The 18,443-nt window shown below is 67.8% G+C and carries 15 protein-coding genes; 6 read left to right on the forward strand and 9 right to left on the reverse strand.

Going from position 1 to position 18,443, the window contains the following annotated elements:
* Positions 1-43: 43 nt before the first annotated feature.
* The 5 genes from pdxR to AC07PU_RS00635 all read left to right on the forward strand — a co-directional run bounded on the left by pdxR (position 44) and on the right by AC07PU_RS00635 (position 7,729).
* Positions 44-1,447 carry a MocR-like pyridoxine biosynthesis transcription factor PdxR gene (gene pdxR, locus AC07PU_RS00615; protein WP_495314346.1) on the forward strand — a complete coding sequence of 468 codons (1,404 nt, stop codon included), beginning with the start codon at positions 44-46 and terminating at the stop codon, positions 1,445-1,447.
* A 120-nt stretch (positions 1,448-1,567) separates the two neighbouring features.
* Positions 1,568-2,311 carry an NAD-dependent epimerase/dehydratase family protein gene (locus AC07PU_RS00620; protein ID WP_495314348.1) on the forward strand — a complete coding sequence of 248 codons (744 nt, stop codon included), beginning with the start codon at positions 1,568-1,570 and terminating at the stop codon, positions 2,309-2,311.
* Positions 2,308-2,844 (forward strand): cupin domain-containing protein, encoded by a 537-nt coding sequence (locus AC07PU_RS00625; RefSeq protein WP_495314350.1) that lies wholly within the window; start codon positions 2,308-2,310, stop codon positions 2,842-2,844. Before AC07PU_RS00620 ends, AC07PU_RS00625 begins: the two co-directional genes overlap by 4 nt.
* A gap of 207 nt (positions 2,845-3,051) precedes the next feature.
* Positions 3,052-7,491, forward strand: a complete 4,440-nt coding sequence (locus AC07PU_RS00630) for an RHS repeat-associated core domain-containing protein (RefSeq protein WP_495314352.1) — start codon at positions 3,052-3,054, stop codon at positions 7,489-7,491.
* A gap of 10 nt (positions 7,492-7,501) precedes the next feature.
* Positions 7,502-7,729: a hypothetical protein gene (locus AC07PU_RS00635; protein ID WP_495314354.1), complete on the forward strand. Its 228-nt coding sequence runs from the start codon at positions 7,502-7,504 to the stop codon at positions 7,727-7,729.
* A 142-nt stretch (positions 7,730-7,871) separates the two neighbouring features.
* Here AC07PU_RS00635 and AC07PU_RS00640 read toward each other — a convergent pair whose 3' ends face one another.
* On the reverse strand, positions 7,872-8,429 hold the full coding sequence (locus AC07PU_RS00640; RefSeq protein WP_495314356.1) for a DUF308 domain-containing protein: 558 nt from the start codon (positions 8,427-8,429) through the stop codon (positions 7,872-7,874).
* Positions 8,430-8,557: 128 nt separating this feature from the next.
* On the opposite strand from AC07PU_RS00640, the gene AC07PU_RS00645 reads away from it, so the two are divergent.
* Positions 8,558-10,033 carry an HD domain-containing phosphohydrolase gene (locus AC07PU_RS00645; RefSeq protein ID WP_495314358.1) on the forward strand — a complete coding sequence of 492 codons (1,476 nt, stop codon included), beginning with the start codon at positions 8,558-8,560 and terminating at the stop codon, positions 10,031-10,033.
* Positions 10,034-10,049: 16 nt separating this feature from the next.
* On the opposite strand, the gene AC07PU_RS00650 is transcribed toward AC07PU_RS00645, so the two are convergent.
* From AC07PU_RS00650 to AC07PU_RS00685, 8 genes are all read right to left on the reverse strand, one after another.
* The gene (locus AC07PU_RS00650) at positions 10,050-10,811 is read right to left on the reverse strand and encodes an SDR family NAD(P)-dependent oxidoreductase (protein WP_495314360.1); all 762 of its coding nucleotides are present in this window, start codon (positions 10,809-10,811) and stop codon (positions 10,050-10,052) included.
* Positions 10,808-11,734 (reverse strand): allantoinase PuuE, encoded by a 927-nt coding sequence (locus tag AC07PU_RS00655; protein ID WP_495314362.1) that lies wholly within the window; start codon positions 11,732-11,734, stop codon positions 10,808-10,810. The genes AC07PU_RS00650 and AC07PU_RS00655 overlap by 4 nt, the downstream gene beginning before the upstream one ends.
* A complete protein-coding gene (locus AC07PU_RS00660; RefSeq protein ID WP_495314364.1) occupies positions 11,731-12,222 on the reverse strand; it encodes an ureidoglycolate lyase in 492 nt (163 codons plus the stop codon). Before AC07PU_RS00660 ends, AC07PU_RS00655 begins: the two co-directional genes overlap by 4 nt.
* Positions 12,219-13,160 (reverse strand): NAD-dependent epimerase/dehydratase family protein, encoded by a 942-nt coding sequence (locus tag AC07PU_RS00665; protein WP_495314366.1) that lies wholly within the window; start codon positions 13,158-13,160, stop codon positions 12,219-12,221. Before AC07PU_RS00665 ends, AC07PU_RS00660 begins: the two co-directional genes overlap by 4 nt.
* On the reverse strand, positions 13,157-14,821 hold the full coding sequence (locus AC07PU_RS00670; protein WP_495314368.1) for an ATP-binding cassette domain-containing protein: 1,665 nt from the start codon (positions 14,819-14,821) through the stop codon (positions 13,157-13,159). Before AC07PU_RS00670 ends, AC07PU_RS00665 begins: the two co-directional genes overlap by 4 nt.
* Complete coding sequence (locus AC07PU_RS00675; protein ID WP_495314370.1) at positions 14,818-15,663, reverse strand: ABC transporter permease; 846 nt, start codon at positions 15,661-15,663, stop codon at positions 14,818-14,820. The genes AC07PU_RS00670 and AC07PU_RS00675 overlap by 4 nt, the downstream gene beginning before the upstream one ends.
* Positions 15,660-16,700: an ABC transporter permease gene (locus AC07PU_RS00680; protein WP_203206714.1), complete on the reverse strand. Its 1,041-nt coding sequence runs from the start codon at positions 16,698-16,700 to the stop codon at positions 15,660-15,662. Before AC07PU_RS00680 ends, AC07PU_RS00675 begins: the two co-directional genes overlap by 4 nt.
* Before the next feature lie 73 nt (positions 16,701-16,773).
* Positions 16,774-18,390, reverse strand: coding sequence for an ABC transporter substrate-binding protein (locus AC07PU_RS00685; protein WP_495314373.1), 1,617 nt, complete (start codon positions 18,388-18,390; stop codon positions 16,774-16,776).
* Positions 18,391-18,443 lie beyond the last annotated feature (53 nt).

The following is an 18,443-nucleotide window of genomic DNA, read 5'->3' on the forward strand; positions in this document are numbered from 1 at the left end:
GATGCACGCAGCGGCCGCAAGGCCACCTGCTTAACATCCGCCCATGTCGAAGCTGCAGATACGAATCGACCGCGCGGCCCGCGAGCCGGTCAGCGAACAGATCGCCGCGGGCCTGCGCGCCGCCATCCGAGAAGGCCGCCTCGCGCCGCGCGCGCGCCTGCCGTCGTGGCGCGACCTGGCCTCGCAGCTCGGCGTGGCGCGCGGCACGGTGAGCGCGGCCTACGAGCGGCTGCTCGATGCGCAGCTGATCGTCTCGCTGGGCGCGGCCGGCACCTTCGTCGCCGAGCACCTGCCGCCGTCGTCGCGCCCGCGCGAGGCCGTGGCGGTTCCATCTGCGCCCGTCGGCACCATCCCTAGCTTTCCCGGCCGCTCGGGCATCTTCCAGATGGCGAACCCGGCGCAGGACCTGTTCCCCGCCAAGGTCTGGGCGCGCATCATGACGGGCGCGGTGCGCGCCACCTCGCATGCGCGGCAGATCAATCCCGATCCGCGCGGCGAGCTCGCGCTGCGCAGCGAGATCGCGGCCTACCTCTCGCTTGCGCGCGGGCTGCCGTGCACGGCAGCGCAGGTCTTCGTCACCACCGGCTACGCGGGTTCGCTCTCGCTCGCGGTGCAGGCGCTCGGGCTGCGCGGCAGCTCGGCCTGGACCGAGGACCCCGGCTATCCCACCACGCGTCGCTGCCTGCATGCGCTCGGCGTCGAGCCGGTGCCCGTACCGGTCGATGCCGAAGGCCTGGTGGTCGACGAGGGCGTGGCACGCGCGCCCGATGCGGCGCTGGCCGTCGTCACCGCGGGGCAGCAGGCACCGCTCGGCGTGGCGCTGTCGGCGCGGCGGCGGCAGGCGATCCTCGCCTGGGCCGAGCGCGCGCGGGCCTGGGTGGTGGAGGACGACTACCTCGGCGAGCTGCAGCTCGGCGCCCGCGCCGCGCCCTCGCTCGTGGCCGCCGGCGACGGCGCGCGCGTGCTGCACGTGGGCACCTTCAGCAAGACCATCAGCCCGATGCTGCGGCTCGGCTTCCTGGTCGTGCCGGCGGACCAGGTCGAGCGCTTCGCGCGCCATGCGGCGGTGGTGCCGCCGGCGCCGGCGCCGCTGGTGCAACTGGCGGTGGCGGCCTTCCTGCGCGACGGCCATTTCCTGCGCCACCTGCGCCGCACCCGGCAGGTCTATGCGCAGCGGCGCGCGGCACTGGTCGCCTGCCTCGATGCGGCATCGGCCACCTACATCGCCGCGGGCCTGACCGTGCTGCTGCGCCTCGCACCGGGCGTGTCGGACCTGGCGCTGGCGCAATCGCTCGCGGCGCACGGCCTGACGCCGGTGCCGCTGTCGCCGTGGTACGCGCAGCCCGGGCCCGAGAACACGGGGCTGCTGCTCGGCGTGGCGGACCTGCGCGTGGAGATCGCGGCCGAGACCTGCGCGCGCTTGCTGGCGCTGGTGCGGCAAGGCTGAACGCGCCGTCGCGATGGGCCGCGATGGTCCATCCGATCCACCGATTCTTGGCACTGTGCGCCGGACCATCGGCTGCCTAAGCTGGAGGCTCCAAAGCATCCGCATCCGAGAAAGAACGCCATGAGCGAAAGAATTTTCCTGGCCGGCGCCACCGGCGCCATCGGCTCGGCCCTGATCCCGCTGCTGCGCGAGGCCGGCTACGAAGTCCACGGCAGCACCCGCCAGCCCGAGCGCGCCGCGGCGCTCGAGGCCCAGGGCGTGACGCCGGTGCTGGTCGACGTGTTCGATGCGCAAGCGCTGAAGGCCGCGCTGGTGCGCATCGCGCCGCACGGCGTGATCCACCAGCTCACCGACCTGCCGCGCGGCCTCGATCCCGCGCGCATGGCCGAGGCCACGGCGCGCAACGCCCGCGTGCGTACCGAAGGCACGCGCAACCTGGTCGAGGCCGCGCGCGCCGCCGGCGCGGTGCGCATGGTGGCGCAGAGCATCGCCTGGGCCTACGCGCCGGGACCCAAGCCGCATGCGGAAGCGCAGCCGCTCGACACCGAGGCCGAAGGCGCGCGCCGCATCAGCGTGGGCGGCGTGGTGGCACTCGAGCAGGCCGTGCTTCACGCACCCGGCATCACCGGCACCGTGCTGCGCTATGGCCAGCTCTACGGCCCGGGCACCGGCGCCGACGAGCCCAAGGGCGCGAGCCCCGTGCATGTCGAAGCGGCCGCTTGGGCCGCGCTGCTGGCCTGGCGCCATTCGGCCGGTGGCGTCTTCAACGTCACCGAGGACAACCCCGAGGTCGACAGCGGCAAGGCGCAGCGGCTGCTCGGCTGGACGCCGTCGATGAGGCTGGGCGCGGAGGCGAGGTCGTGAGCAGCGCGGCCCGCCTATCGTCGCGCGCGCCGCGACATGCGGTCGCGCTGTCGCTCGCGGGGCTCGCCCTCGGCGCGGCCGCATGGGCGTTGATGCCGCATGCGGGCAGGCAGGCAACCGTCGCGTGGCTCGACGACCTCTGCAGCAGCGTGACGCGCCCGATGTTCGCCTCGGCACCCGCGCCCGAGGGCAGCGCCGCGCGCCCGCAGACGACCGTGCGGCCGCTGTCGTGCGAGCCGCTGCCGAACGTGCCGGGCAAGTCCATCACCACCGCCATGGTCGAGTTCCCGCCGCTGGCCTACACCCCCGCGCACCGGCACCCGGGCTCGGTGCAGGCCGTGGTGGTCAGCGGCACCGTGCGCTCGCAGATGGCGGGTGGTCCCGCGATCGACTACCAGGCCGGCCAGACCTGGTTCGAGCCGCCGCGTGCGCTGCATCTGTTCGCGGAGAACCCCGATCCGGTGAAGCCGGCGTCGCTGATCGCGACCTTCATCGCGGATTCGGATTGCGGGCCGTTGGTGTTGCCGCCTTGAGCGAGACGGTGTGCGCGACTCGCCTCGAATAAACACTTTCGAGTCGAAATTGCGTGAGATTCGATGTTCGCTAATTACTTTGGCGCACATTCACTCGACATTGAGAAGGACATTCAAATTACTGTGTGAGACATGTAGTTACGCTTGATTTCGAGATTGCCTGATTGGGTAATTCGACTAATTCAAAAGATTTAGAGGGATCAAGCCATGTCATTCGATCGTGTTGCCAAGCGCAACCGAATTGCCTTGCGCGGGCTGTTGGCCCTCACGCTGATGGGCGCGTTCGGTTGGGCTCAGGCGTGTTCGCTGAACTTCACCTCGCCGAGCAAGGGCGCCAAGGTCACGTCGCCCAACATCACCGTCTTCGGTTCGGGCGGCGGCGATGCCACCACGGGCGATGCCGGCACCGTGAGCGCGACGCTCAACGGAACGACTTTCTTCAGCCAGTCGGGCTCGTTCACCGCCGTGGTGTCCTTCCTCCAGTCGCGAGGTGTTCCGGTCACCCTGCGTCCCGGCGCGAACTACCTCGCCGTTTCGGGCAGCGTCGGCGGATGCAGCGCGTCGGACTTCATGACGGTCTACTACGACACGACCGACCTGATCCCGCGAAAGAACAAGGGCGACGGCACCGAGCGCAACGGTCCGCAATCGTGCACCGGCAACCCGATCAACTTCGCGCTCGGCAACAAGGTGCAGGAGGAGGAGGACTTCCTCAGCGTCTCCACGCACTATCCGCTCCGGTTCGCGCGCATCTTCAACAGCGCCGACGGGTACTGGCGCCACAGCTATGCCACCCGGCTGCGGGTGACCGCCTCCGAGGTCGTGCTCATCCATGCCAATGGCCGCGAGTCGCCCTTCGCACGCAGCGGCGCCACGGTGACACCGGATCCGGACGAGCTCGGTACGCTGTCGCAGAACGGTACCGGCTGGCGCTACGTCGATGTCGACAACACGCAGTACGAGTTCAATGCGGCCGGCCGCCTGACCAAGCAGACGCACCCCTATGGCTGGCAGCACACGCTGACATACGGCACCAACGGAACGGTGAGCGTGGCCGATGGCTTCGGCAACAGCCTGAGCTTCACGGAGGACAGCCAGTTCCAGCCGCGTTCGCTGACCACACCCAACTTCAGCGTGGCCTATGGGTACGACACGTCGTTCCGGCTGCTCACGGCGACCAAGACCGCGGGCGCGAGCGTGACCGCCCGCACGTACCACTACGAGAACGCAACGTATCCGCGCTTCCTCACGGGCATCACCGACGAGTCGAACACCCGCTTCGCGACCTACGCCTACGACAACCTCGGCCGCGCGATCAGCACCACGCACGCGGGGAATGCAGGCCTGACCCAGGTCGCCTACAACGCCAACGGGACCACCACCGTCACCGATTCGGTTGGACGCGCCACGACGTATCACTACACGATCGTCAATGGCGTCAAGCGCATCTCGCAGATCCAGGGCGAGCCCGCGCCGGGATGCCCGGCGAGCAATTCCTCGTTCACCTACGACACGCGGGGCCTGCTGGCCACGCAGACCGGTGCGACCGGCAGCGTTACCACCTTCGCCTACAACACACGCGGATTGCAGTCCTCGCGCACGGAGGCATCGGGCGCGCCCGAACAGCGGACCATCGCGACGGATTGGAACGCCTCGCTCCCGCTGCCGACGCTGGTGACGGAAACCGGCCGCGCCACGGCCTACCTCCATGACACCGCCGGCAAGCTGCTCGAGCAGACGGTCACCGACACCGCCGGTGGAAGCAGCACTGCGCGTACCACCCAACTGAGCTACACGTCCGCGAGCCTGGTGCAGACGCGCACCGCGCCCAACGGTGCCGCCACCACGTACACCTACGACACCCAGGGCAATGCCTTGACCGCGACGAACGCGCTGGGTCACGTCACCACGTACACCTACGATGCCACGAGCCGGCTCCTGAGCCAGACCGAGCCCAATGGCCTCGTCACGAGCTTCACCTGGGACGCGCGGGACCGGCTGCTGACCCGCACCGTGGGTGGCGTCGCGAGCCAGACCACGAACTTCACCTACAACCCCACCGGCACGCTGGCCTCGATCGCGCTCCCGAGTGGGCTGGTCACCAGCTATACCTACGACGCGGCGCAGCGCCTGACGGGCTGGAGCAACAACCGTGGCGAGAGCAGCAGCTACACCCTGGATGCCGCTGGCAATCGATTGAGCGAGCAGACCCGCAACAGCGCCAACGCCGTGGTATGGACGGCTGTGCGCACGATCAACAAGCTCAATCGCGTCGCGACGCTGACCGAAGGCGTGAACCAAGTCAGGAGTTTTGGCTATGACGCCAATGGCGATCTGATCTCCGAAACCAACGGGATGAACCAGAGCACGCAGTACGGCCTGGATGGACTGCGCCGCGTCAAGACGATCACCGATGCCGCCAACGCCACGGCGACGCAGGGCTACAACGCGCTCGATGCCATCACCGCGGCCCAGGACTTCAAGGGCGTCGCGACGACCTATGGCCGAGACGCCCTGGGCAACGCCACCGCCGAGGCCAGTGCCGACATCGGCAGCGCCAGCACCCAGTACGACAGCCTGGGCCTGCCGAGCCAGATCACCGATGCGATGGGGCAGGCCACCAGCATCGTGCGCGATGCACTGGGACGACCGACCAGCCTCGTGTTCGCCGATGCGAAGACCACGACATTGCGCTATGACCTGACGGCCAACAGCAAGGGCTATCTGTCGGAGATCATCGACCGCAGCGGCACCACCGAGTACACGCGCGATGCCTTCGGTCGGGTCCTTCTCAAGAAGCAGACCCTTGCCAACGGCAGCGTCCAGCAGGTCAGCTACAGCTACAACCCCAATGGCACGCTCGCGGGCGTTGGCTACCCCGGTGGGGCCAGCCTGGGTTACCAATACGATGCGACGGGCCGCATCAACGGCCTGAGCTGGAACGGCAATCCACTGGTCACCAACATCACCTGGAATCCATTGGGCCAGGCGACGGGGTGGACCTGGGCCTTCACCACCAGCAGCCCGCAGCTCGCGGCCAGCCGCAGCTACGACACGGCGGGGCGACTCACGGCCACCGAGACCGCCAGCTACGTGTACGACGCCGCCGGCCGCATCTCCGGGCTGACGCAGTACCTGTATGGACCGGCGGACACCGACCCTACGCACGACACCATCGCCGGCGGCAACGTCACCTGGAGCGTGGGGTACGACAGCGTCGGGCGCATCGTCAGCTTCGATGCTTCCACGGGCGCGGCCAATACCGCCACTTTCGGCTACGACGCGAACGGCAACCGGACAAGCAGCACGCGCGTGGTCAACGGCCAGACGACCGGCCGGACCTACACCGTGGTCGGCACCAGCAACCGCCTCGCGGGCTTCAGCCAGACCATCAACGGCACCAGCAGCACCACGGTCAGCTACGGCTACAACGCCAACGGCGATCTCACGGGCGATGGACTGCGAAGCTATGGCTACAACGCCGAGGGGCGGTTGAGCACGGCCACCACGGGCGCCACCGACAGCAGTCCCACCACGCGCTACGCGCACAACGCGCTGGGCCAGCGTGTCTTCAAGACCGAACCGCAGTACCCGCCGATGCAGGGCGACGAGGCCGATCCCGGCTTCTGGAGCAGCCTGGTCGCTTTCTTCACGAAGCTGTGGAGCCCGGCGACCAGCGAGGCGGAGCAACTCGGCTACACCTACGTCTATGACGAGCAAGGCACGCTCATTGCGGAGGTGGGCAGCGGCGGTACGAACAGCGCGGGGCAGAGCCAGTACATCTATCTGCCCACGGGCAGCGGGCCAGTGCCAATAGCGGCGGTGCTCAGCGGCGCGACGTATGCGGTGCATAGCGACCATCTGAACACGCCCAGGCGGTTGAGTACCGCCGATGGCCAGGCGGCCTGGCAATGGCGCTACAGCGCGTTTGGTGAAGAGGCGCCAACGACAGCCGCGAAACGGTTCACCGGGCCGGAGACCGTGCCCGCCGCAGGCAGCACGTCCGCAGCCGATGTCGTTTTCAACTTGCGCTATCCGGGGCAGTACGCCGATGTGGAGAGTGGGCTGTTCTACAACTACTTCCGCAGCTACGACAGCAGAACGGGACGATACAGCCAGCCCGATCCGATCGGGTTGGATGGGGGCTGGAGCAGGTTCGGCTATGTGGGCGGAAATCCGCTGAGCGCTGTGGATCCGCGTGGGCAGGTCGTGCAGGTTCTGGCGCCTGCTGGCGCAGGTGTTCTCGGCGTTGGCTGCTCGCTGTCCGCTGGGTGCCGAAAAGCGGTGAATGACATTGCCCGATCCTGTGGGCAAGCCATCGATTGGGTGAAGGACCGGATGTTCTCGGCGGGAGCGACTCCACCCGATGCAGAGTCGGGCAGCGAGCCTGATCGCGGCGACCTGACCAAAGCCGGCCGCGCTCAGCAAAAGCACGGCGATCGCCAAGGCAGCGCATTCGACCCCGCTCGCGGCACTCCGGCGGACAAGAATGCTCAAGGACAGAAGACACTCGATGGCATAGTCAACTCTCCCACGCGTGTCGACAAGCCCAATCGCCACGGCGGAACGGATGTTCACGAAAGCCCTGGGGGACGTGGCGCGCGCTTCGGCCCGGACGGAAAATTCACCGGCTTTCTCGAGCCATGAAGGACAAGAAATGAAAGACGGAAAATGGGAAGCAACAGTCCTGAGCGAGCCGGACTACGAGCATCTCGTATCGGAGTTGAGTTTTGACGGGCAGTTTCTCCTGCTGCTGGATCGTGAGCAGGGTCGAGAGAACGTGTGCGTCGCCTTTCCTCACAAGGACGGAAATCTGGGATCGCGGATCCCGCTTCCGGAGTTCCTGGCGCGACTACAGGCGGCGGCGGTCGATCTTTGTCGTTGATCGGCAAGCGGGGAGCGGGGTCTCATCGAGGCGTCGGGAGTTGAGTGCCAAGTCTGTATCGGACATGGATGACTCGGCGCTCCTGACGGTTTGAGCTGGAGCGTTTTGGTTTTCTATCGCGGGCCGATGGCGCACCGCCCCTTCAGCGCCTGCGCTCCCGCACCAGAATCACCACCCCCGAGATCAGAAAGTACACCGCCCCCACCGCCGCATACCCCGCCAGCGTCTGCGGAATCGGCGCATCGGTGCCCTGCCGCGAGATGAAGAGCCCGCCCGCCAGCGCGGACTGCGCGCCGCTGAGCATCATCACCCACTGGCCGCGTTCTGCCTTGCGGCGGCGGATGGCCGTGGCCAGTTGCAGCAGGCCCGAGACGATGGCCCAGACGCCGAAGATCAGCAGCACGACCTGCCATCCGGCCACGAGCGAGGCCGCGACCGCGAGCGCGACCAGGGTACTCATCCAGAGGTTGAGCATCTGCGTGGGATTGGCCTGCGCGCCGCCGCTCATCCGGGCGTCCCACAGGTTGGCGAAGGCGTCCCAGGCGGGGTAGGCGATCAGCAGCACGGTGGCCAGGGCGGGCGACTGCCTGGCGACGGTGAAGGCCAGCGCGACCCAGGCGAAGGAGAAGGCGGCGCGGGTGAAATAGAGCTTGCGCAGCCAGGCGGCGCGCGGGGATGGGTTTTGCAGGATGTCGGACATGAGGAAAAGAGGCGGTGGAGGCCGCGAGTGAAAAGGGACTGCCCATCGAGCGATGGGGATGCCACGATTCTTCCGGGCGACCCCGGCGGCCGGTATCGGTCGAATGACCGACACGCGCAAAATGCGCCATGTCCGACGACACGACCATCCCCGTTTTCGACGCCGTCCGCGCGCTGGCCTTCATCGGCGACCTGAGCATGGGCCAGCCGATCGACCATTCGCTGCGCACGGCCTGGCTCGCGGGCAAGATCGCCGCGCGGGCCGGCTGCACCGCGCCGCAGATCGAGGCGGCGCGCCATGCCGCGCTGCTGCGCTGGTCGGGCTGTACGGCCAATGCGCAGGAGTTCGCCGACTTCCTCGACGACGACGTCGAAGGTCGCCGGGCTCTGCTCGCATCGTCGGCTCCGCGCATGCGCCAGCCCCACGACAGCGCGCCGGTGCCCGGCGCCGTGCTCGCCATGGCCGAGATCCATTGCGAGATCGCGGGCGACATCGCCCACACGCTGGGGCTGAGCCACGACACCGAAGCCACGCTGCGCGCGGTGTTCGAGGCCTACGACGGTAGCGGCGTGCCGGGCCTGCTGCGCGGCGAGGCGGTTCCGTTCTCGACCTATGTGGTGGCGCTGGCCAGCGACCTCGAGATCTTCGGCCGCCTCTACGGCATCGAGCAGGCGCTCGCGCTGGTGCGCGGCCGTGCCGGCAGCCTCTATCCGGCCGCGCTGCTCGACGCCAGCGCGGCCGATCTCGCGGCCTGGATGCAGGCGCTCGACGCACCCGCCGCGCCTTGGGCCGAGGCGGCTGAACAGCCGGCCTCGATGCGCCGGCCCATGGGGCTGGAACTGGTCGGCGACGTGATCGACCTCAAGCTGCCGTGGATGACGGGCTATTCGCGCCGCGTGGCCAGCCTGGCGCGCGACTGCGGCGCGCGCATGGGGCTGGACGAAGCCGGCTGCGGCCGCGCCTACAAGGCGGGGCTGATCCACGGCATCGGACGCGCCTCGGTGCCCAATGCGATCTGGAACGCGCCCGGGCCGCTGCAGGCCTCGGCGCTGGAGCGCGTGCGACTCGTGCCGTACTGGACCTCGCGCGCCGCCGGGCAGATCGACGGCCTCGCGGCCGAGGCGGAGATCGCGTCCTTCGCCTTCGAGCGGCGCGATGGCTCGGGCCATTTCCGTGGCCGCTCGGGTGCGGCCATGCCGCTGGAAGGGCAGGTCGTCGCCGCGGCTGAGCAGTGGTGGTCGCATTGCACGCGCCGTCCGTGGCGCGAGGCGCTGACGCGGGATCAGGCGGCCGAGCGCATGAACGAAGACGCCGCGGCCGGCCGCTTCGACGCGGCCGTGGTCGAGGCGCTGTGCGCCAGCACGCTGCCGGGCGCGCTGCCACCGAAGCCCGCGGCGCCGGCGCAGGACGATGCATCACTGTCCCAGCGCGAGCTCGAGGTACTGCGCTGCATCAGCCAGGGCGACAACACGAAGGAGGTGGCGCGCGCGCTGGGCATCAGTCCCAGCACGGTGCGCACGCACGTGGAGCGCGTGTTCCAGAAGCTCGGATGCACGACGCGCGCGGCCGCGACGCTGAAGGCGGCGACGCGGGGGCTGATCTAAGGCTGTTGACGGAGCCTCAGAGCATGACGTCGCCCCCGTTCGGCGACAGGGTCTGCCCCACGTAGAACGCACCCGCTTCCGACGCCAGCAGCAGCGCGGTCGGCGCGATCTCGCCCACCTCGCCGAACCGGCCGACCGGCAGCTGGCTCTTCTTGAATGCCAGCCACTGCTCGCTGTGATTGCGCAACAGATCGGTGTCCACGGGCCCCGGTGCGATGGCATTGACCAGCACGCCGCGCGGGGCGCCCTCATAGGCCAGCGCACGCGTGAATCCGACGACGCCGGCCTTGGCCGCGCAGTAGTGCGCGAGGCCGGGCGCGCCCTTGTAGGCGAGCTGGGAGGCGACATTGATCACGCGTCCCCATTGGCGCGAGGCCATGCCCGCGAAGAAGGCCCGCGTCACCAGCATCGTGCCCCGCAGGTTCACGCCGACGGTCAGGTCCCAGTCGCGCTCGTCGGTCGATTCGAAGGGCCGGTCGCCGCCGCCGACGCCCGCGGAATTGACGACGATGTCGACCTGCCCGAGCCGCTGCGTGGCCCATTCGGCGAACCGGTCGACGGCAGCGGGACTGGAGACATCGCATTCGGTGCAATGAAGCGTGTGTCCCCTGGCAGCCATCCGCTCGCGCAGCAGGCTGGCGTTGGCCTCGTCGCCCAGATGGCAGATGGCGACCTCGGCACCATGTTCGAGGAACAGCTCGGCGATGGCGCCGCCGATGCCGCGGCTGCCTCCGGTGACGACGGCCTTGCGGCCGGAAAGATCGAACGGGCTCTTCACGATTCGGCTCCCTGGGTTGCAGGCGCCGGATGCACGTGGCGCCAGTGCCTGGCGATGTCGATGCGCCGCGTCACCCAGACGTCGGGGAACTGGCGGATGTAGTCGAGGAAGCGCTCCAGCGCAGCGGCGCGCGCGGGATGACCCACGAGCCTCATGTGCAGGCCGACGGACATCATCTTGGGCTGGGTCCGGCCTTCCTTGTAGAGCATGTCGAAGGCATCCTTGAGGAAGCCGTACCAGTCGTTGCCGGTGCTGACGCCCGCGGCGAACTGGCCGTCGTTGTTGGTCAGCGAGTAGGGGACCACCAGGTGCGGCTTGCCATCGACCCGCGTCCAGAACGGCAGCTCGTCGCCGTAGTAGTCCGAGTCGTAGAGAAAGCCGCCTTCCTCGACCAGAAGCTGGCGCGTATGGACGCTCGGTGCGTAGCGGCAGTACCAGCCCTGCGGGCGCTCGCCGATCGAACGGGTCAGGGACTCGACGGCGCGACGGATGTGCTCGCGCTCTTCGTCCTGCGACAACCGATAGTGCTGGATCCAGCGCCATCCATGCGAGCACACGTCGAAGCCCGATGCCTTGATGGCATCGCAGGCCTCGGGGTTGCGTTCGAGCGCGAGCGCGCAACCGAAGATCGTGGCGGGCAGCGAACGCTCCTGCAGGAGCCGCATGACCCGCCAGAACCCCACCCGGCTCCCATACTCGAAGAGCCCCTCGGCGGCGAGGTCTCGCCCCTCGAGGTTGGCCAGGCCGTGGCTTTCGGTGAACCAGGTCTCGGTGAGGCCTTCTCCGTCGTGGACGGAAGGCTCGGACCCCTCCTCGTAGTTGAGGACGAAGTTGAGGGCGAGCCGGGCGCCGCCTGGCCACTTCGGATCGGGAGGGTTGCGGCCGTAGCCGACGAAGTCTCTTTGAAGGTGGTTCACGATCAAGCCTCTTTCAGGATCTTGGACAAATCGATGGTCGTCGGCTCGACGTCGACGAAGGTCTCGTCGCCTTCGGTCCCGTCGCGCCACATGAAGATGGCATGCGTCGAACGCCTGTCGAGCACATGCAGGCCGAGGTGCCAGACGCCGGGACGGAAGGTGATGCCCTGCGACGGGCCGGCGATGAATGCGAGCGCCTGCTGCATGTCGGGGCGGCCGGACTCGTCGGGCGCCACGACCACGAGCCAACGGCCGGCGTTCATGGGAATGAACGACTGGGACGAGTGCGGATGGCATTCGAGGCTGCCGAACGCGAGCCTGCTTTCGCGCACCGGATCGTTCGTGACCAGGGACAGCGAAGCGTTCGCGTGCGATCGACGAGAGGCCAGTTCCGCGTCGAAATAGTCCCGCCGCGGCAGGGCAGGCGCCTCGATGACGCGTCCGAAGGGCGCGAACTCGGCTTGCGAGAGAGGGCGCGGCTCGATCTCGATCATGGCCGCCCACTCCGGCGTGCCTCGATCCATTCGGCGTACGAGCGGATGCCCTGTTCGAGCGAGACCCGGGGCTCGTAGCCGAGGTCGCGCCGTGCGGCCTCGATGCTGAACTGTTCCTGGAACTCGTCCACCGGGTCCGGCCCGGGCTGCAACACGATGTCGGCTGTCGGAAAGACACGGCGCACCAACTGCGCGAGTTCGCCCAGCGTCACGCGCGTGTTGCCCGTGACGTTGTAGGTCGTCCTGGGCAGGGATTCGGCATCGAGCGCCTGGAGCAGGCCGTCCACGGCGTCGTCGACATGGATGAACTGCCGGGGAAAGTCCGAGCCGAATGCCATGCGCGTGGGGCGCGCGGCGAGCGCGTCCTCGATCATGGTGCGGACCACGCAGTCCGTCGTCCTGCCGGGTCCGTACACCCACGAGAGGCGGACGCTGGCCGCGGACAGGCCGTACTGCCGCGCATAGGACGTCGTGATGTATTCGGACGCGACCTTGCTCGCGCCGTACAGGCTCGCGGGTTGCAGCAGGCAATCCTCAGCGACTGGGCCCGGCGATCGAACGACGCCATAGGCGCTGGTCGACGAGCAGTAGACGAAGCGCCGGGCTTCGTGAACGCGCGCCAGCTCGAGCATGTTGGCGGTGCCGACGATGTTCACCTGCACCATCGCGTGCGGCGTATCGCGGGCCACCATGGGCCCGGAGAACGCCCCGCAATGGACCACGGCGTCGATCCCGTCCCGCGTGAGCGCGTACATGCGGTGCACGTCGCCGAGATCGCAGCCGACGATCTCGATGCCGTCCTCGGTGACCGACGCGGTTCGGTCCAGCGCGATGAAGGCGCGTTGCCGGTCGGCCAGTCGGCGCGCGAGCTTGCGGCCGACCAGGCCCGCGGCGCCGGTGACCAGCACCGGCTTGGTGGTTGTTCGATCGAATGTCATGGGGCCTCGGCAGTCTCCAGGGTCAGGGTGGCAACCGGTTCCTTCGCCTCGATCGGAAGCTCGGCTTCCAGCAGCTTGCGCGTGTAGGCCTCCTTCGGATGCGAGAAGATCTGTTCGGTCGGGCCTTGCTCGACGATCTTTCCGTGGCGCATCACGGCGACGTAGTGGGCCAGCGAGCGCACGGAGTTCAGGTCATGCGTGATGAACAGCGCGGACAGCCCCATGCGCTTTTGCAGGTCGCGCACCAGGTCGATGATCTGGGCGCGCACGCGAATGTCGAGTGCGGTCGTCGGTTCGTCGAAGATGACGAAATCGGGCCGCACGGCCAGTGCGCGTGCGATGCCGACGCGCTTCTGCTCGCCGGCCGTCAGTTCGTGCGGATAGGCGTTCGCCTTCGCGCTGGCGATGCCGACCAGGTCGAGCAACTCCATCACGCGGGCGTCGCGCTCGGTCCGCGACAGGGCCTCCCCGAGCTTCAGCGGCTCCGCCACCAGTTCGCGCACGCGCCATCGCGGGTTCAGGGCGACGTAGGGTTCCTGGAACACCATCTGCATGCGCCGGCGCACCGTCCGGAACGCCTTGTCCGAGAGCGCGAGCGTTTCCTGGCCGTCGAAGCGGATCGAGCCCGAGTCGGATGCCAGCAGCCTGACGAGGCATTGGCCCATCGTCGTCTTGCCGGAGCCGCTCTCGCCCACCAGGGCAAGGGTCTCGCCGCGCGCGATGGTCAGCGACACATGGTCGACGGCGCGCACCACGTCGGAGGAGCCGTCGACATGGAAGGTCTTGACCAGGTCCGTGACCTCGAGCAGCGGCTGCCCGCTCGGCGGGCCCGCGCTCGCGGAAGCGTCGGGGACCATCGGAAGCGGACGCACCTTGGCCGCTTCGAGCAGCTCGCGGCTGTAGGGATGCCGCGGCCCCTGCGTGAGGAAGGAATGCACGCTCTCGAGTTCGAGCAGCTCGCCGGACTTCATGATGCCCACGCGGTCGCAGTACGCGGCGACCATGCCCAGGTCATGGGTGATGAGCACCACGGCGAGACCGAGCTCGCGGCCCTTCTGGACCAGCAGGTCGAGCACCTGCAGCTGGATCGTGGCATCGAGCCCCAGGGTGGCATCGTCCGCGAGCAGGACCTTGGGCTGCGCGATCAATGCCATCGCGATGACGACCCGCTGCGCCATGCCGCCGGACAGCTCGTGCGGGTAGGCATGGGCGCGGCGCTCCGGATTGACGATGCCGACCTGTTCGAACAGGGCGATGGCCTCGCGCCAGGCCTGTGCCTTGTCGATGCCGCGGTGGGCGCGAAGCACGCGGGCGATCTGCTCTCCCACCTTGACGACGGGGTCGAGCAGCGACTTCGCGTTCGTGCCGATCAGGGCGACTTCGCCACCGCGGAGTCCGCGCTTCTGCGCCTCCGTCATGCGGGAGACCGATTGGCCGCGAACGAGGACCTCGCCGTCGAGGATGCGGCCGTCGCCCGGCAGCATGTCGATGATGGCGCGTGCCAGCAGCGACTTTCCCGCTCCGGTTTCTCCGACGATGCCGAGGATCTCTCCCGGCCGCAAGCTGAAGCTCACGCCGCGCAGGGCAGGGGAGGCCTGTGCATCGGAGAAGCCGACGCTGAGGTTGCGAACCTCGAGCAATGTCTCTGCAACCGGGTTCATGGAGCGCTCCTCGTCTGAGGATCGAACATCTGCTTGGCGGCATCGCCCAGCAGCGCGAATGTCAGCACGGAAAAGACGATGGCCAGGCCCGGGAAGAGCGCGACCCACCACACGCCGAGGATCATCTGCTGCGCGCCGTTGCTCACCATGAGACCCCATTCGGGCGTGGGCATCCGCACGCCCGCGCCGACGAAGGACAACCCGGCGGTCAGCAGGATCGCCATCCCGATGCTGATCGAGATCTGGACGATGGCCGGGGTCAGGGCGTTCGGGAGGATGTGCTGGAACATGATGGCGCCATCGGTCGCGCCGCTGCAGCGCGCCGCGGCGATGAAGGGCCGATCGCGCAGCGACAGAACCTCGGCACGGATCAGGCGCGCGAACACCGGCGTGAAGAGCACGGCCAGCACGATGGCGACGTTCCATATCTCCTGGCCCATGACCGACACCAGCACCATGCCCAGCACGAAGACGGGAAAGGACTGGACGAAGTCGAAGATGCGCATCGCGAAGGAGCTCGCCCAGCCCTTGTAGTAGCCGATGGCCAGCCCGATCGGCACCCCGATGACGAAGGCGATGGCCACCGCGGTCACGCTGATGAGCAGGTTGATGCGCGTCGCGAAGATCACGCGCGAGAAGATGTCCATGCCGGACACGTCGGTGCCGAACAGGTGCGCGAAGGACGGCGACTTCAGGGCATTGATCGGGTCCGCGTCGACCGGGGAATACGGCGCGATCCAGGGGGCGAACACGATCGCGAGGAACTGCATGGCCAGCAGCGAGAGTCCGATGGCCAGGGTCAGCTTCGCGCCACGCCGATGGGCGGCAACCATGATCTTCATACTTCGATCCTCGGATCGGCGATGCCGTAGAGAACGTCCACCACGGTGTAGACGATCAGGATGAATGCGGCTGCGACGAGCACGAAGCCCTGGAGCGCCGGGTAGTCGCTGTTCATGACCGCGGAGACGGCGTACTGGCCGAGTCCGCCCCAAGCGAAGATGGTTTCGACCAAGACGGCGGCTCCGAGCAGGAAGCCGAACAGGAAGCCGACCATCGTGATGATCGGCGGCAGGCTGTTGCGCAGTGCACTCTTGATGAGCTGCCGCTCCGACAGGCCACTGGCGCGCGCATGGCGGATGTATTCGCTGCGGTAGTTGTCGGCGAACACGATCTGGGTCATCTTCATCAGCGCACCGGCATTCACGATCGCGAGGGTCAGCACCGGCAGGCACAGGCGCCCCACGGCCGACGCGAAGGCCGCCGTGTCGCCGGCCAGCAGGGTGTCGATCGTCAGGAAGCCCGTGACCGCGGGCGGCGCCGACATGATGGCGTCGATGCGTCCGAACGGCGCGGGTGCGATGCCGGCGACGTAGAACAGAAAGTAGATCAGCAGCAGGCCGACCCAGAAGTCCGGCACCGCGCCCGCGGCCAGGCCATAGACCTTGCTGAAGCGGCTCACGAATCCCCGGGGCTTGACGACCGAGACGACCGCCAGCGACAGGCTGACGACGATGGTCAGCAGCATGGCGTAGGTGATCAGCTCCAGGGTGGCGGGCACGCGATCGAGCAGGTCCACCGCCACGGGATTGGCGGTGAACATGGACGTGCCCAGGTCGCCGTGCACCACGGTGGAGAGATAGCTCGTGAACTGCGACCACAGGCTGCCGTTCAGGCCCAGCCTCTCGCGCAGGTTGGCGATCTGCTCGGGCGTGGCCATGTTGCCGAGCATGAGCAGGGCCGGGTCGCCCGGCAGCAGCCGGATGAGCAGGAAGGTGGCCAGCAGCACGCCGAACATCTGCGGAATCAGAATGCTCAGCCTGGCCAGGACGATTCGAAGCGGTCGCGGTAGCGATCGCAGCGACGTGCGTAGCGTCATGTCTTTCCTTGTTGGATGGCTCGCGTGTGCCAGGGCGCCCGCGCGAGCCGCGGATCGCCCGGCACGGCGGGGTTCACTTCTTCGAGAAGTCGGACCAGTTGTTGCTGTTCGGCGTGTACCAGCTGTAGCCCGTCACGCTGGCCCGCGTGGCGAGCTGGTAGCCCGGGTTCATGAGAAAGACCCACGGCGCCTGGTCCATCACGATCTGCTGCACGCGCTTCATCCCGGCTTCGCGCTTGGCTTCGTCGGTGCTCGACAGCCCCTCGTTGATCAGCTTGTCGACCTCGGCGTTCTTGAACTTGGGATAGTTGATCAGCGATGCGCTGTTGAGCCACAGGTTGGCGACATAGGCGGCGTCCGGCACGATGGCCATGTCGCGGAAGAAATACATCGGGATCGTGCCCTTGGAGTAGCGCTCGACCAGCGTCGACGCGGGCAGCTTGACGAGTTCGGCCTCCACGCCGGCACGCGCGAAGGCGGTCTTCAGGATGACGGCGATCTCCTCCTCGATCTGGTCGCCGGTGCGGTAACCGAGTTGCGTCTTGAAGCCCGACGGCTGGCCGGCCTCCTTGAGCAGGGCCTTGGCTTTCTCGACGTCGAGGGTGTACTTGAAGTACTGGTCGGTGTAGGACGGATAGATCTCGGAGATCGGGCTCTTGGTCGGTCGGGCCTTGCCGTAGTACACGGCCTTCAGGATGTCCTCGCGGGGAACCAGGTAGTTCAGCGCCTGGCGGACCTTGGGGTTGTCGAACGGCGGCGTGGTGTTGTTCATCTCCACGCGGTGGATGTAGTTGCCGAAGACCTGCCACACCTTCAGCTGGGGGTTCTTCTCCAGCGTGGCGAGTTCGCGCGGCGAGAGCCATTCGGCCACGTCGACCGCGCCGGCCTGCAGCGCAGCCAGCCGGTTGGCGGAGGTGGGCATCTCGCGGAAGATCACTTTCTTGATCTGCGGCGCGCCGCGGTAGTAATTGGGGTTGGCCTCGTAGACCACCTCCTGGCCCGACTGGAACTTCGTGACCTGGTACGGCGCGAACGATGCCGAATGCGTCGCCAGCCAGCGCGATGCCCAGGCGTCGTCGGCGGTGGCGTTCTTCTTCGCCGCCGTCGCGTCGAGGATGCCGAGGTCGTTGTTGACCCAGATGCGCTCGATGAGCGGGGAGGTCTTCGGCAGCGTCACCTTGACCGACATGTCGTCGATCTTCTTGAACGCGTCCTCGTACTTGCTGATGCCGAGGATCTGGTTCATGTACCAGCGGAAGTTGGCGTTCTTGTTCCAGCCTCGCTCGAACGACCACATCACGTCGTCCGCGCGCAGCTCGTTGCCGGCCGCGCTCTTCACGCCCTTGCGCAGGAAGAAGGTGATGGAGGTCTTGTCCGCCGAGACCTCCCATCGCTCGGCGAGCGCGCCGACGAGCTTGTCGAAGTTCTCGACCTTGACGCCGTCGACCGTCTTCGTGTCGTAGGCCAGCAGCCGCTCGTAGATGTTGCGCTTCGCTTCGTGCGTCGCCTCGGTCGGCGGGTACTCCTGGTCCAGGGACTCGGGCGTCCGGGGACCGGCCACCACGAGGATCGATTTCGCATCCTGCGCGAACGCGGCGGGCACGAGGACCGCGCCGAGCAGCGATGCCGCGAAGAGAGCCCGGGCGGCAGGCCCTGCGAGCGATTGCACGACGTCGGTCTTGATGTTCATTGCTGGCTTTCCAAGTTTCTGAGGGTGGTTGAAATGAGAAGGGCGCATGGGGA

The organism is Variovorax sp. GW821-FHT10D07 (assembly GCF_059415325.1).

Excerpts from the sequence above, each read along its gene's own strand:
- AC07PU_RS00635 (WP_495314354.1), top strand. The coding sequence starts at position 7,502 with ATGAAAGACGGAAAATGGGAAGCAACAGTCCTGAGCGAGCCGGACTAC.
- AC07PU_RS00670 (WP_495314368.1), bottom strand. The coding sequence starts at position 14,821 with ATGAACCCGGTTGCAGAGACATTGCTCGAGGTTCGCAACCTCAGCGTC.
- AC07PU_RS00645 (WP_495314358.1), top strand. The coding sequence starts at position 8,558 with ATGTCCGACGACACGACCATCCCCGTTTTCGACGCCGTCCGCGCGCTG.
- AC07PU_RS00665 (WP_495314366.1), bottom strand. The coding sequence starts at position 13,160 with ATGACATTCGATCGAACAACCACCAAGCCGGTGCTGGTCACCGGCGCC.
- AC07PU_RS00620 (WP_495314348.1), top strand. The coding sequence starts at position 1,568 with ATGAGCGAAAGAATTTTCCTGGCCGGCGCCACCGGCGCCATCGGCTCG.
- AC07PU_RS00680 (WP_203206714.1), bottom strand. The coding sequence starts at position 16,700 with ATGACGCTACGCACGTCGCTGCGATCGCTACCGCGACCGCTTCGAATC.
- AC07PU_RS00675 (WP_495314370.1), bottom strand. The coding sequence starts at position 15,663 with ATGAAGATCATGGTTGCCGCCCATCGGCGTGGCGCGAAGCTGACCCTG.
- AC07PU_RS00660 (WP_495314364.1), bottom strand. The coding sequence starts at position 12,222 with ATGATCGAGATCGAGCCGCGCCCTCTCTCGCAAGCCGAGTTCGCGCCC.
- AC07PU_RS00685 (WP_495314373.1), bottom strand. The coding sequence starts at position 18,390 with ATGAACATCAAGACCGACGTCGTGCAATCGCTCGCAGGGCCTGCCGCC.
- pdxR (WP_495314346.1), top strand. The coding sequence starts at position 44 with ATGTCGAAGCTGCAGATACGAATCGACCGCGCGGCCCGCGAGCCGGTC.
- AC07PU_RS00630 (WP_495314352.1), top strand. The coding sequence starts at position 3,052 with ATGTCATTCGATCGTGTTGCCAAGCGCAACCGAATTGCCTTGCGCGGG.
- AC07PU_RS00640 (WP_495314356.1), bottom strand. The coding sequence starts at position 8,429 with ATGTCCGACATCCTGCAAAACCCATCCCCGCGCGCCGCCTGGCTGCGC.